Below are 12,425 nucleotides of genomic sequence, written 5' to 3'. Positions count from 1 at the left end.
ATTGTCGAGGCCATCGGCAAGACAACGCTGTCCGAGGCAGCGCCAAAAGACGCGCGGGCGTCTGCGCAGCTACGCTTTCACCTTCTCCGCCGCCTGGGCAATCCGGTCCCGTACGACGCCGATCGCCTGCTTGAGCGCGTAGACATCCTCAAAATAGCGCTCCGGAATCCGTATCCGGCTAGCATGCGCATCGATGTTCTCGATTTCATCGCGCCATTGCGCAATCTGGCTGGGGGTCGGCTGCGTGTTCGTCCAGATTTCATCCTCCAGCGCCTTGATTTCCCGGTACCAGACCACGAGCCGGTTTTTTATCCGCGCTTGCGCCATGCGTGGCAATGCCTGCAGCAAGCCGAGCAGCAAGGCCATGAAGGGGAGCAGGATCAGCAAGCGTCGTTCGATGAAGCTGGCAAGCCAGAACGGAAGGTAGCGCTGCAGGAAGGGACGGCCCGATTTGAAGTAGCGCGTGCTTTCGTCGGAAACGGGAAACTCACTGGTATTCAGGTTGGGAAACGTGCCGAGCGGCGTGAAGTAATCATCGCCGCCGTGGACGGATCTGGCGGCCTCCAGCAGCAGGTAGACCAGGGCGGGGTGCAGGGTGTCCTTGGATACGAGCAGGGCCGTGGCAGCAAGCAGCGTGACATCGGCCTGCGGAAGATCGTTGACGATGCTGGTGGAGGCGCGCGGAAAGACAATCTTGGACAGAGACGGGAATTTCTGCACGAGGGCATCGGCCTGGGCAAAACTCATCAGCTTCAGATTGCTGTTCAGCAACGTTTGCTGCATCTCGGCATCGGGCCGGCCGATAAAGAAGGCCGCATCCAGCCGGCCCTCTTCGAGGCCTTGATAGGCCTTCATGGCATTCATTTCCAGCAGCTCGGTATTGCTGGCCGTGATGCCGCTGTACGCGAGCAATACCCGGGCGACGTTGAGCAAGCCACTGCCGGGAACGCCGATGGCAACCCGCTTGCCGCGTAGCTGTGCGAGCCGGTCCACGGTGGCCTCGCCCCGGTAAAACACCCAGATCGGTTCATAGGAGACCGCGGCGATGGTTTGCAGGCCATCTGTTTCCTGCGGCGTGGCGGTGCCCGATTGGATGAAGCCTGCTTCGTATTCGCTGTCCGGGTTCTTCAGCCGCTCATAATTCTCGATCGACCCGGAAGAGCCGCGGATATCCAGCTTGATGCCGTCGCGCTTCAGGATGGGGGCGTAGCGCTCGGCAAAGCCGCGATAGATGCCTTTGTCGGCCCCGGTGGTGATGACGATCGTGCGCTGGATGGCGGGTTTGAGCACGATCGTCAGCGCCCAGCCCAGCGCTGCCAGCAGCAGTATCGCGCTAATGATGAGAAGCCGCCGCTGCCCCGGCGTCATGGGGGCCTTCTGGGTACGGTGCAGCGCTGGGTTGTGCCTGGGCATAGTCGGCCTCCGTCGTCAGGTCCCTCCCACGCGAGCCCAAGGAGGACGCGGGATCATGCTAGCCGCCGGATCGTTTGTGGGAAGGTCGCTCAATTGACCGGCTGAGGCTGCGGGAATGTCCACGCGCCGCTCAGTATCTCCGCGCGCGGGCGGTACAGCCGCACGGTGTAGTTCCAGCCCGGGACGATTGGCAGGCAGTTGGCTGCCTGCGCTTCACAGCCACCGAACTGCATCGTGATCGATCCGTCGCCGGCCTTCTTTGCCGTGAGATTGTTGAGTGTGTACGCGTTGGCCGGGTTCTTCTGGAAATAGCCCTCGGCGTTGTAGACGCTCACGGACCAAAAGGCATCCACGGGCACATCCTTGACGTTGAGCCGATAAACGGTCTTGCCGTCGTTCTTCGCCGGCGTGATGTTGAGGTAGGTGGCGTCCTCGTCCGGGTTGCCGCCCCAGGCTGATGCGGAGCCGATCAGGTGACGCACGGGCTCGACCTCCTCCTTGGTGCCGAATGCCTGCTTGAAGTCGGGCAGCGTCGAGGACAGCACCAGCAGGGCATCGCGGATCTTCTTCTGGCTGACCGGGTCCCAGTTGGGGATTTCAAACTTTCCTGGCGCCTTCCGGCTGACCTTGATGGCGTCCTGCAAGGCGTGGACCTGCTTGATGTCGTCCGGGCTGTTCGGGTTGACCAGGGTGCGCACCGCGACGGCTACGTAACGGGTGCCGACGTTCTCCCGGGTGAGCGTATGGGCGCCCGCGCCATAGAACACGTCTGGCACGTAGTGGTCTTCGTTGATGACCTGCAGCGCCATGAAGCGCTTGCCCGGGTCGGGCATGGTGATCGTCACCGGGCCGGCTTCGAGATCGAAGATGCCGGAGGTATAGAGCGTGTCGCGATTCAGGCGGATGACGCTCTGGTGATCGATCGATGCGGGCTCGCGCCGATGCAGCAGCTTGCCCACGCCGCCTTGCTTGGCCAGCCCGGCGAAGTACATGTCGCTCTCCGCTCGGACAAAGTTGTCGGCGGTCACCGGAACGGGGGCGCCACTGGCGGGCGCGGCAGCTGGCTGTGAATGGGCGGCGCTGGCCATGGACAGGGCGGCGGCGCAAACGCAGGCGGAGGTCAGTTTCATCTTCACGTTCGATCCCTCTTGGTCTGTTGGCATCGCGCATTGGCGAGCGGGATTCCTACAGACAGCACTTTCGCTGGTGCACGGGGGAAAGGGAATTAGAAAAATTGTTCCGGTGATATAAGCCGATTCAACCTCCCCGGTGGCGCCCGCCACCGCGCGACAATGCCCCTGCGGCCAAAACGAACCCAGCCCGGGAACCCCGGGCAAGGTCCATCACGCACCGTCGTCAAGCTGCTAAGCGTTGACGATCATCTCGAAACCGCCAAAGATCATTCGCTTGCCGTCGAACGGCATCGGCCCCTGGCTGCGCAGCCTGGGGTCTTCCATCGAGGCCTTCATGCCTTCGTCCCGGGCCTTGCGCGATGGCCAGGTGATCCAGGAGAAGACCACGGTCTCGTCCTTCTCGAGCTTGACGGCCATCGGGAACGAGGTGAGCTTGCCCTCGGGCACATCGTCGCCCCAGCACTCGACCAGCCCCAGCGCGCCATGATCCTTGAACACCACGGCGGCGGCCTCGGCGTGCGCGCGGTAGATGTCGCGCTTGGCCGTGGGCACGGCGACAACAAATCCATCGATGTAATGCATGTCCGATCTCCTTTGGGATTGCCTGCGAAGCGGCGAGCCTTGCGCGCGCCGTCATTGGGACGACGAACGGGAGCCGCCGAAATCGACAGGGCATGGGAGGAATGCTAGAAAAAAATACGCGGGGCAGGGAGGGCGGCCAACCGGCGTGGGCCGTGCACTGCGCGCCATGTGATCAATGGAAATCTTTCCGGCTGCCTTTCCATTTCCCTGGACTGAGCGGATACCAGCAGGGCCGGCAGCGGGCGGCGCCCGGGGAAAGTTGTACTTTTCTTCTGATTCAGTGGGGCCAGTACTTGCAAATTTCGTTACGTTGGGTAGAATTCGCAACCTCACCTAGCCCAGGTGGCGAAATTGGTAGACGCACTAGGTTCAGGTCCTAGCGGTGGCAACACTGTGGAGGTTCGAGTCCTCTCCTGGGCACCAAGATTGAAAGCAAAAGGCCTGCATCCGTGCAGGCTTTTTGCTTTTTGGTCTCCACTGCATCGTGTTTCGCGCGCGGCGTGCGCATCAGCATCCGAATTCACTTGATGTAACATCATCCGACTCATCTAGCCAAGGAGCGGGAATGTCAAAAGGTCGGGTACGGGTACGTGTACGTGTATTGCTGGTTGTCGCGATGGCAGCGCAATTGCTGTCAGCCTGTTCGGGCGGCGTGACCGCGAATTCCATCCAGGCGATGGACCCGAAGCGCGTGCACTCCAAGGCCAGCGTAGGCGACCTGGTGCTGTGCCTGAAGCAGCGGCTGGGTGACGACGCCACCGTGATCGCGTACCCGGAACCCGGCAAGGTTGATATCCGGGTCGGGCGTGCGGACGCGGATGAATACAAGTTCATCCACCTGGTCAGCCTGCGCCGCGCTACCGAGGGCGTCGAAGGCACCGACGTCGAGATCCGCAGCTCCGGGGAATGGCACCCCCTGCTGAGCGCCAGCCGCGTCTCTGGCATGGTGGAAGACTGCACGCCGGGAAGAGCGCACTAAGCGCAACGCAGAATCCTTGCCGGCACGCCGCAAAGCAGCAAAGCAGCAAAGCAGCAAAGCGGCAAAGCGGTAAAGCGGTAATGGCGCTATGCCGTTACGGCTCCATCGTGCGCAGAAGGTGCTCCTGCAGTCGCGATAATTCAAGCGCGACGCCGTCGGGGAACCCCTGGCGGCCGCCGCGCTTGTCGATCAGCAGGTCGGCCAGGTAGGCCGTTAGCGCGGCTGGGTCGGCCCACAGCGCTGCCAGCTGGTTGCCGATGCGCGGATAGCTGCGGCACAACTCCAGGGGCCGCGCCTGCGGTGGCAGCACGGCCAGCCATTTGAGCGCGTTGGCCGTGAGGGCCTTCGCTTCTGCGGATTCAGGTTGCCGCTGGCCAGTCCAGTCGGGCTTGCCATGCGTGGGCACGGCGCCATCCAGGATCAGCCTCGCTTCCTCGACGGTAACAAACTCGAATGAAAGGGGTTCCATGCCAACTCCGGATCAGATCTGTTGGGGGCGCCATGCCTTGTGGCGCTGGCACCTATTCTATCGGTTACGGAGCGTTTGAAACTTTCTGTAGCGCTTGCTACCGGCCTTGCTGCTGGTATGTGTACAGGTAGGCCAGCAGGTCCGCGATCTGCCGCTCATTGCTGATCCCCCAGAAGCGCATCCTGGTGCCGGGCACGACCTTGCTGGGCGACTGGATAAACGCGCTCAAGGTTTTCTCGGACCACACCACGCCCGATTTCTTCATCTCGGGGGAGTACTTGTAGTCGGTCGTGGCGCCGGCGACCCTGCCGAAGATCCCATTGAGCTGGGGGCCAAACGCGGCGCGCGCCGAGGGCCCGACGCTGTGGCAGGAGGCACACTTCGAGGTGAATACCGCCTTGCCCGCCTGCGCGTCGCCAGCGGCCTGCGCGGTTGCGTGCAAGGCTAGCGCCAGGGTCAACAATGCGGCTTTCTTCATGGACGGATGCGAGGCAACGGAGCAAACCTGGCATTATATTCGCCGAGGCAATGCGGCTCCCTAAGCCGTCTGGATGACCACCTTGCCGCGCACATGCCCAGCCATGCTCCTTGCCATCGCCTCGCGGGCAGCAGCGAGTGGATACGTGGCGTCGATTTCAGCGCGCAGCTTTCCGGACGCGTACAGCGAGGCCAGCGTGTGGAGCTGGGCGCCATCGGAGCGCGTCGCAAAGTGCTTTCCCGCTGCGCCGGCTTCCTGGGCGCGCCTGGCATCCGGTGGGCTGACGGTGGAGACCAGCACGCCGCCGCGCTTGAGTACCGGCCAGGAACGCCGTTGCGTGTCGCCGCCGACCAGGTCGAGGACAAGATCGACACCCGCAACCTTGGTGGCAAAGTCTTCCGCGGTGTAGTCGATCACCTCCGTCGCCCCCAGGTCTCGCAGGTAGCCCCGGTTGGCGGCCGAAGCCGTGCCGATCACCTGTGCGCCGGCCAGGTTTCCCAGTTGCACGGCCACGCTGCCGACGCCGCCGGCAGCGGCATGGATCAGGACTTTCTGTCCTGCCTGCAGCTTGCCGTGCTCGTGCAGCGCCTGCCAGGCAGTCAAGCCAGCCGCGGGAATACTGGCAGCCTCCAGGAACCCGAGATGCTTCGGCTTGCGGGCAAGGCGCCCGGCATCCACCACGGCGCGGGTTGCATAGCCACCGACGATGCCGATGAATCCCAGCACTTCGTCTCCCGGCGCCAGCGTGGTGACATTGCGCCCAACCGCGATGACAGTCCCGGCAGCATCCACCCCAGGCGTGATGGGCAACGGTAGCGGAATGAACGCCTGCATGGCGCCACTGACGATCTTCCAGTCGATCGGGTTGACCGAGGTGGCGGCAACATCGATCAGCACCTCGTCGTCGCCAGGGCGGGGATCAGCGAGTTCCTGCAGTGCTAATGAATCGGGGCCGCCGTAAGCGGCTACACGGATGGCTTTCATCAAAGGCTCCTTGAGGCAATGCCCACAATCGGGGTTTCCAGCGCCAGTGCGGCCTGCACGGGGTCGAAGTACTCGCGCAGGTGCGCGATCCTGCCATCGCGGGCGGTCAGGAAAACGACGTACTCCTGCCGGTAGACGCGCCCGGTCGACTTGATCAGCCCTTCGGCATGCACCCGCGCAACGGCTTGCTGGGGATCCGCCGCGGGCAGGATCTGCGCATCGAAGAAGCGGAATTCAGAAACCGCGCCGATGAACCAGGAGACATGGCGGATCACCGCGTCCCGGCCGCTCAATCGCGCCGGATGCCCGATGCCGGGCGCGTAGGGCAACTCCCACACGATGTCCTCGGCAATCAGTTCCTGCCATTGCTGGTTGTCATCAACCAGCCACCGGAGGTGTTGCTGCAATAGCTCAGCTGCGATGTTCATGATGTTCTCCATGCGTGTGGGGCACAGCAGTGGCGCAACGCGCCGCCAGCCTGCCGCTGCGGGTTCCCGGATTTTGGGTACGTGACATTCAATGCGCTGATGCGGCGCGCGTGCCGCGGGCTACCGCAGGCGGCCATCGGCACGTAGCTGCATGCCGATCCTGGCGATTCCGGCTTCGCCCTTGCGCAGCGCGTCGTTCGACGTATGGACGGAGTAGTAGCCAAGTGCCAGGTCGTGCGGATGGGGAACTGCCGATGCGACGATGAAATCCGCATCGGTTTCGGCAGTGAAATCGAGAGCGTCCTCGGACTGCGTGAAGACCGCGAGTTCGTCCTTCAGCCGCCCGCCGCCAGTCGCTAGCGTGCCGCGGTTGACGTGTGCCCAAGCCACGGTGTGGCCTGCGGGCGCCTGGTAGTGCCAGCGCTCGCCCGCGGCAAGGCGCACGTGCAGCAGTGCCGCCCCGGACGGTGCGGCTACCGGGCTGTCCCTGCCAGCCAGCGAGCCGAGTATCACGCGCGCCGGTCCGGTGCGCGGCACGGAGGACGCGGGCAGGTATTGGCTGTGCGGGGTGCCGTTCTCCAGGCTGCGCGGCAGGGCAAGCCATAGCTGGTAGCCCTGGACGCGGTCGCCCTTCGCGGGGCTGGCCGAGTGCCAGATGCCGTTGCCCGCCCGCATCCATTCCAGGCCGCCCGCCATCAACACGCCGGCCGCGCCGGTGGTGTCCTCATACTGCAGTTCGCCCTCGAGCAGCACGGTGAGGGTGGCGATGCCCGAGTGCGGGTGCATGGGGAACAGCGCGTCGCCGGAGGGGGCGAAGTCGAAGTAGTCGAGGAACACAAAGGGTTTGATCAGCTCGCCGACGTCGCCGGGACTGACGATCCGCGAGACGGCGCCATGGCGGCGGCCGCCAGTGCGAAGCACGATGCCACGGTTGCTTGCCGCATCCGGCCGTGCAGTGTGGTGATGGATCCGGGCCGGCTCCCCGGCGTGCCGGGCCTGCGCTGCGTTTTCCATGAAAGTCTCCTTCGGTGATCGCATGACCGAAGGTTAGGTGCTTGACATCTCTCTTGGTAGCCTATATTTCTCGATGAGATCCATCTAAGGAGTTGATACATGCTCGACGGCGTATCCCTGGACCAGCTCCGCACCTTTATCGCTGCCGCCGACGAGGGCAGCTTCTCCGCGGCGGGGCGCAAGCTGCGGCGCGCGCAGTCGGTGGTCAGCCACACGCTGGCCAACCTGGAGGGGCAGATCGATGTGCAGTTGTTCGATCGCAGCGGCCGCTTCCCGCGCCTGACAGAGCAGGGAACCGCGCTGCTGGCGCAGGCGCGTGTGGTGGTGGGCGGCATGGACGGCTTCAAGTCAAAGGCGCGCGCCATTGCCGAAGGGCTCGAACCCGAGCTGTCGGTGGTGGTGGATGTCATGTACCCGATGGCCCCGCTGACGGGGGCGGTCGGCGAGTTCCGCGACGCGTTTCCGCATACGCCGCTGCGCCTGTATGTCGAGGCACTGGGCGCGGTCATGCGCCCGGTGATGGAGCGCGTTTGCCGGCTCGGCATCAGCGGATCGATGCCGGCCGTTCCCGAGACGCTGGACGCGGAAAAGCTGCTCGACGTGCCGATGGTGACCGTGGCCGCACCCTCGCATCCGCTGGCATCGCGCAGGGGCGTGATCCGGGTACGTGAGCTCGAGGAGCACGTGCAATTGGTCCTGACCGACCGGACCATGCTGACCGAAGGGAAAACCTTCGGCGTGTTCTCGCCGCTGACCTGGCGCCTGGCCGACCTGGGCGCCAAGCATGCCTTCCTGCGCGCCGGCTTCGGCTGGGGGCACATGCCAGCGGCCATGGTGCAGGGGGATCTCGATGCGGGCGAGCTGGTCACCCTGCGGCTGGAGAGCTTTCAGCCGCGTACGCCGCCGATCGCCATGTTCGCGGTCTACCGCAAGGACACGCCGCCCGGCCCCGCCGGCCGCTGGTTCCTCAACCGGCTGATGCGCACATCGCAGCGTCCGCCGAAATAGGCGCTGTCGCGGATCCGTGTCCGCTGTCCGTGTCCGCTGTCCGTGACCGCTATCCGGGGCGCCTCCACAAAGCGCCGTGGAGAGGGCCCTGTGTGTACCGCTCCTTCGCCTGCAACGTAAGCCAACCTGCACCCCGTAAATCCAATCATCGCGCTCGCGTGTGACCAGACGCTAGAATCCGCAAACACCTATGAGATGGGTTCATCAATGCCGCGCGAGAACTTTAACGACCTGCTTGCCTTCATTGCCGTTGCGCGCGAGCGCAGCTTCACCCGCGCGGCGGCGCAGTTGGGGGTGTCGCAATCCGCATTGAGCCACACGGTCCGCGCGCTTGAAACGCGGCTTGGCCTGCGCCTGTTGACGCGCACCACGCGCAGCGTTTCCCCAACCGAGGCCGGAGAGCGCCTTCTCCAGACGGTGGCCCCCCGCTTCGAGGAGATCGAAGCCGAGCTGACCGCGGTGACCGAGCTTGGCGATAAGCCCACGGGCACCATTCGCATCACGGCCACCGACTACGCCACCAAGACCGTCCTGTGGCCGAGGTTGTCCAAGGTGCTTCGGGCGTATCCGGAGATCAAGGTGGAAATCATCACGGATTACGGACTCTCCGATATCGTCGCGGATCGCTATGACATCGGTGTGCGCAACGGCGATCAGGTGGCAAAGGACATGATCGCGGTGCGCATCGCACCCGACATGCGTATGGCCATCGTTGGCTCGCCCGCCTATCTGGAACAGAGGCCGCTGCCGAAAACGCCTCAGGACCTGACCACGCACAACTGCATCAACCTGCGTTTGCCGACGCTTGGCGGCTTCTACGCATGGGAGCTGAAGAAAGGCAAGCGTGAAGTGCAAGTGCGGGTAGAGGGCCAGCTTGCCTTCAACGGTACCTATCAGATGCTGGATGCGGCGCTATCCGGGTACGGCCTTGCGTACGTACCCGCGGATCTGGCCCAGGCGCACGTGGCAGCGGGCCGCCTCGTCTGTGTGCTTGAAGACTGGTGTCCCACGTTTGCTGGCTTGCACGCTTATTACGCCAGCCGGCGCCAGTCTTCACGAGCGATGGCGCTTGTCATCGATGCGCTTCGCTACCGTGCGTAGCTGACGTAACCTGGCTCACGTACCTCACGTACCTCACGTACCTCACGTACCTCACGTACCTCACGCACCTCCCGTTCGATAGCGGCGCGGGCATTCATGAGGCCAGTTCATAAAGGCTTGCGGTTCTCCGGGCTTTTTCGATAGACGGTACGTCCCTATCATCTCAGCTGGCTTAACGCGCAAGGCCACGCGGCCAGCTTCGTCATCGGACACGCGCTCGCCGTCGATGGCGGCTACACGGCCCGATAAGCGTCCGTGCCCTGACAAACCGCAGGCACGGCCTGCGTGGAGAAATATGATGGATTATCGATATCTGGGCCGCAGTGCCTTGAAGGTTTCGCCCTTGTGCCTGGGCGCCATGATGTTCGGCGGGGAGACCGATGAGGCCACCTCGAAGCGCATCATCGACAAGGCGTTCGACCAGGGCATCAATTTCATCGATACCGCCGACGCCTACCACGGCGGCCGTTCGGAAGAGATCGTCGGGCGCGCCATCGCCGAGCAGCGCGACAACTGGGTGGTGGCGACGAAGTTCGGGTATCCGACATCGCAAGGCCCGAACGAACAGGGGCAATCGCGCAAGTGGATTGTCCAGTCGGTGGAAGCCAGTCTCAAGCGTCTTGGCACCGACTACATCGACATCCTGTACTTCCACCGCGCCCTGGTCGATGCGCCGCTGGAAGAAGGCGTGCGTGCCATTGGCGATCTGATCCGCCAGGGCAAGATCCGATACTTCGGCATATCGAATTTCCGCGGGTGGCGCATCGCCGAGATCGTGCGCCTGGCCGACCAGCTTGGCATCGACCGGCCGGTCGCCAGTGAGCCGCTCTACAACCTGGTTGACCGCACTGCGGAAGTCGAGCAATTGCCCGCGGCAGCGCACTACGGTGTCGGCGTTGTGTCGTATAGCCCGCTGGCCCGGGGCGTGCTGACCGGGAAGTATGCAGCGGATGCCGCGCCGCCGGCCGACTCGCGCGCAGGCCGCGGCGACAGGCGTATCCAGCAGACGGAATGGCGGCCGGAGTCCCTGGCGATCGCGCAACAGCTCGCTGCCCACGCCGCCGCGCGCGGCACGACCTCGATCGCCTTCGCCTTGGCCTGGGTACTCAAGAACCGGCTCGTCAGTGCCACCATCGCCGGGCCTCGGACGCAGGCGCATTGGGATAGCTACGTCGAAGCGCTGAAGCTGCAGCTCGGCCCGGACGACGAACGATTCGTCGATAGCCTGGTGGCTCCCGGCCACGCGTCGACGCCGGGCTACACGGATCCCGGATATCCGGTCGAAGGTCGTCGAGCCGCTTGAGGCCGGCGTTGCTTCGGCTGCTTCAGTTGCTTCAGGAGATGGATGATGCAAAAACGTAGCCTGGCTGCTTGCGCAGAAGCCGTGGATCGGATCGTGCCGATTCCGGGCACCACCAAGCTGCATCGGCTGGAAGAGAACACCGGTGCGGCCACGGTCGAACTGTCGGCTGACGACCTGTCCGCCATCGAAGCCGCGCTGCGGCAGATCACGGTCGTGGGGGATCGCTACCCGGCTCACCTGCAGCAGCGCGTCGACCGCTAATTCACGCAATGTCGCCCGGAACCAGCACTGCCCCACGTCACGCCGCGAACGCGCACAGCTTGCGGATCCTTGCCATCCTGAGCACGTTGATGGCCTTTGCATCGATTTCGACGGACCTGTACCTGCCAGCGCTGCCTGCCATGGCCGTGGCGCTGCATGCGGATGCGGGTATGGTCGAGCTGACGATCTCGGGCTATCTGGTCGGCTTCAGCCTGGGCCAGCTGTTGTGGGGTCCTGTCGGCGATCGGTACGGTCGCCGCCTGCCGATCTGCATCGGGCTAGTGTTGTTCATCCTCGGTTCCGCGGGCTGCGCGCTGTCGACCAATGCGAGCATGCTGGTCGGCTGGCGCGCGCTGCAGGCCGTGGGTGCCTGCGCCAGTGTCGTGATCGCCCGCGCGATGGTGCGCGATCTCTATAGCGGCCACCGCGCGGCCCAGATGATGTCCACGCTGATGACGGTGATGGCCATCGCGCCGCTGCTGGGGCCAAGCGTGGGCGGGCAGATCCTGCACGTCGCGTCGTGGCGGGCGATTTTCTGGACGCTGGTGGGGGTCGGCCTGGCGACGCTCGCCATGCTCGGCGCTCTCCCGGAAACCCTGCCGCCGGAGCGCCGCAATCGCACACCGCTGCGCTGCGCGCTGGCCGACTACGCCGCACTGCTGCGTCATCGCCGGGTGCTTGGCTACGCAGGCGCGGGCGGTTTTTTCTATGGCGGCCTTTATGCGTACATCGCCGGCACGCCGTTTGCCTACATCAGCTATCACCAGGTCTCGCCGCGGCACTATGGCCTGCTGTTCGGCGCGGGCATCATCGGCATCATGCTCACAAACCAGGTCAACGCCAGGCTGGTGGCGCGGCTCGGCAGCGATCGCCTGATGCGGGCCGGCACCCTTGGCGCGGCGCTCGCGGGCATGCTGCTGGCGGTCGACGCATGGACGGGGTGGGGCGGGCTGATGGGCCTGGTTGTGCCCCTCTTCCTGTTCGTTTCAGCGACCGGGTTGATTGTCGCCAATTCGATCGCCGGCGCGCTCGGCAGCTTCCCGCAAGGCGCTGGCGCGGTGTCCGCGCTGATCGGCGCGATCCAGTATGGCACCGGCATCCTGGGGTCGGCGCTGGTCGGCCTGTTTGCCGACGGCACGCCGTGGCCGATGGGATGGGTCATCGCGCTGATGGGAATCGGCAGCCTGCTTTGCGCACGGCTTCTGGTGCCGTCCACCGGCGTCTTCGCTGGCAACGCAGCGGCTGCGCGCTGAGGCACGGCATCGGCGTGCG

At 64.5% G+C, this 12,425-nt stretch carries 13 protein-coding genes, 1 tRNA gene and 1 pseudogene; 7 read left to right on the top strand and 8 right to left on the bottom strand.

The window, feature by feature from the left end:
- Positions 1 to 69 precede the first annotated feature (69 nt).
- The 3 genes from AC1RQC_RS07650 to AC1RQC_RS07640 all read right to left on the bottom strand — a co-directional run bounded on the left by AC1RQC_RS07650 (position 70) and on the right by AC1RQC_RS07640 (position 3,128).
- Positions 70 to 1,368, bottom strand: a complete 1,299-nt coding sequence (locus tag AC1RQC_RS07650) for a TAXI family TRAP transporter solute-binding subunit (RefSeq protein ID WP_492883010.1) — start codon at positions 1,366 to 1,368, stop codon at positions 70 to 72.
- 134 nt (positions 1,369 to 1,502) lie between these two features.
- On the bottom strand, positions 1,503 to 2,543 hold the full coding sequence (locus AC1RQC_RS07645; protein ID WP_492373859.1) for a DUF1254 domain-containing protein: 1,041 nt from the start codon (positions 2,541 to 2,543) through the stop codon (positions 1,503 to 1,505).
- A 234-nt stretch (positions 2,544 to 2,777) separates the two neighbouring features.
- Positions 2,778 to 3,128 carry a DUF1428 domain-containing protein gene (locus AC1RQC_RS07640; protein WP_492373858.1) on the bottom strand — a complete coding sequence of 117 codons (351 nt, stop codon included), beginning with the start codon at positions 3,126 to 3,128 and terminating at the stop codon, positions 2,778 to 2,780.
- 336 nt (positions 3,129 to 3,464) lie between these two features.
- Between AC1RQC_RS07640 and AC1RQC_RS07635 the strand changes: the two genes are divergently transcribed.
- Both AC1RQC_RS07635 and AC1RQC_RS07630 read left to right on the top strand, forming a co-directional pair.
- Positions 3,465 to 3,551, top strand: a tRNA-Leu gene (locus AC1RQC_RS07635).
- Positions 3,552 to 3,693: 142 nt separating this feature from the next.
- A complete protein-coding gene (locus AC1RQC_RS07630; protein ID WP_492807878.1) occupies positions 3,694 to 4,107 on the top strand; it encodes a hypothetical protein in 414 nt (137 codons plus the stop codon).
- A 94-nt stretch (positions 4,108 to 4,201) separates the two neighbouring features.
- On the opposite strand, the gene AC1RQC_RS07625 is transcribed toward AC1RQC_RS07630, so the two are convergent.
- The 5 genes from AC1RQC_RS07625 to AC1RQC_RS07605 form a co-directional block, all read right to left on the bottom strand.
- Positions 4,202 to 4,576 carry a hypothetical protein gene (locus AC1RQC_RS07625; RefSeq protein WP_492830558.1) on the bottom strand — a complete coding sequence of 125 codons (375 nt, stop codon included), beginning with the start codon at positions 4,574 to 4,576 and terminating at the stop codon, positions 4,202 to 4,204.
- A 97-nt stretch (positions 4,577 to 4,673) separates the two neighbouring features.
- Positions 4,674 to 5,054 carry a c-type cytochrome gene (locus AC1RQC_RS07620; RefSeq protein WP_492373855.1) on the bottom strand — a complete coding sequence of 127 codons (381 nt, stop codon included), beginning with the start codon at positions 5,052 to 5,054 and terminating at the stop codon, positions 4,674 to 4,676.
- A 60-nt stretch (positions 5,055 to 5,114) separates the two neighbouring features.
- Positions 5,115 to 6,038 (bottom strand): NADP-dependent oxidoreductase, encoded by a 924-nt coding sequence (locus tag AC1RQC_RS07615; RefSeq protein WP_492882863.1) that lies wholly within the window; start codon positions 6,036 to 6,038, stop codon positions 5,115 to 5,117.
- Entirely contained in the window at positions 6,038 to 6,466 is a 429-nt protein-coding gene (locus tag AC1RQC_RS07610) for a nuclear transport factor 2 family protein (protein WP_492373853.1), read from the bottom strand. Before AC1RQC_RS07610 ends, AC1RQC_RS07615 begins: the two co-directional genes overlap by 1 nt.
- Positions 6,467 to 6,586: 120 nt before the next feature.
- Positions 6,587 to 7,480: a pirin family protein gene (locus AC1RQC_RS07605; RefSeq protein WP_492807874.1), complete on the bottom strand. Its 894-nt coding sequence runs from the start codon at positions 7,478 to 7,480 to the stop codon at positions 6,587 to 6,589.
- Positions 7,481 to 7,579: 99 nt separating this feature from the next.
- Here AC1RQC_RS07605 and AC1RQC_RS07600 point away from each other — a divergent pair, with 99 nt between their 5' ends.
- The 5 genes and pseudogenes from AC1RQC_RS07600 to AC1RQC_RS07580 all read left to right on the top strand — a co-directional run bounded on the left by AC1RQC_RS07600 (position 7,580) and on the right by AC1RQC_RS07580 (position 12,406).
- The gene (locus AC1RQC_RS07600; RefSeq protein ID WP_492373851.1) at positions 7,580 to 8,488 is read left to right on the top strand and encodes a LysR family transcriptional regulator; all 909 of its coding nucleotides are present in this window, start codon (positions 7,580 to 7,582) and stop codon (positions 8,486 to 8,488) included.
- A 207-nt stretch (positions 8,489 to 8,695) separates the two neighbouring features.
- Entirely contained in the window at positions 8,696 to 9,589 is an 894-nt protein-coding gene (locus AC1RQC_RS07595) for a LysR family transcriptional regulator (protein ID WP_492373850.1), read from the top strand.
- Between the two features lie 298 nt (positions 9,590 to 9,887).
- On the top strand, positions 9,888 to 10,892 hold the full coding sequence (locus AC1RQC_RS07590) for an aldo/keto reductase (RefSeq protein WP_492883008.1): 1,005 nt from the start codon (positions 9,888 to 9,890) through the stop codon (positions 10,890 to 10,892).
- Between the two features lie 55 nt (positions 10,893 to 10,947).
- Positions 10,948 to 11,153, top strand: a pseudogene (locus AC1RQC_RS07585) (aldo/keto reductase); the annotation flags it as partial.
- A gap of 8 nt (positions 11,154 to 11,161) precedes the next feature.
- Complete coding sequence (locus AC1RQC_RS07580; protein ID WP_492807873.1) at positions 11,162 to 12,406, top strand: Bcr/CflA family multidrug efflux MFS transporter; 1,245 nt, start codon at positions 11,162 to 11,164, stop codon at positions 12,404 to 12,406.
- The last annotated feature ends 19 nt before the right edge of the window (positions 12,407 to 12,425 follow it).

The sequence above is a fragment of the Cupriavidus sp. GW822-FHT03E04 genome, from assembly GCF_058801495.1.
Note: the sequence above shows the minus strand (reverse complement) of the source record. Positions and strands in the feature narration are given on the sequence as shown.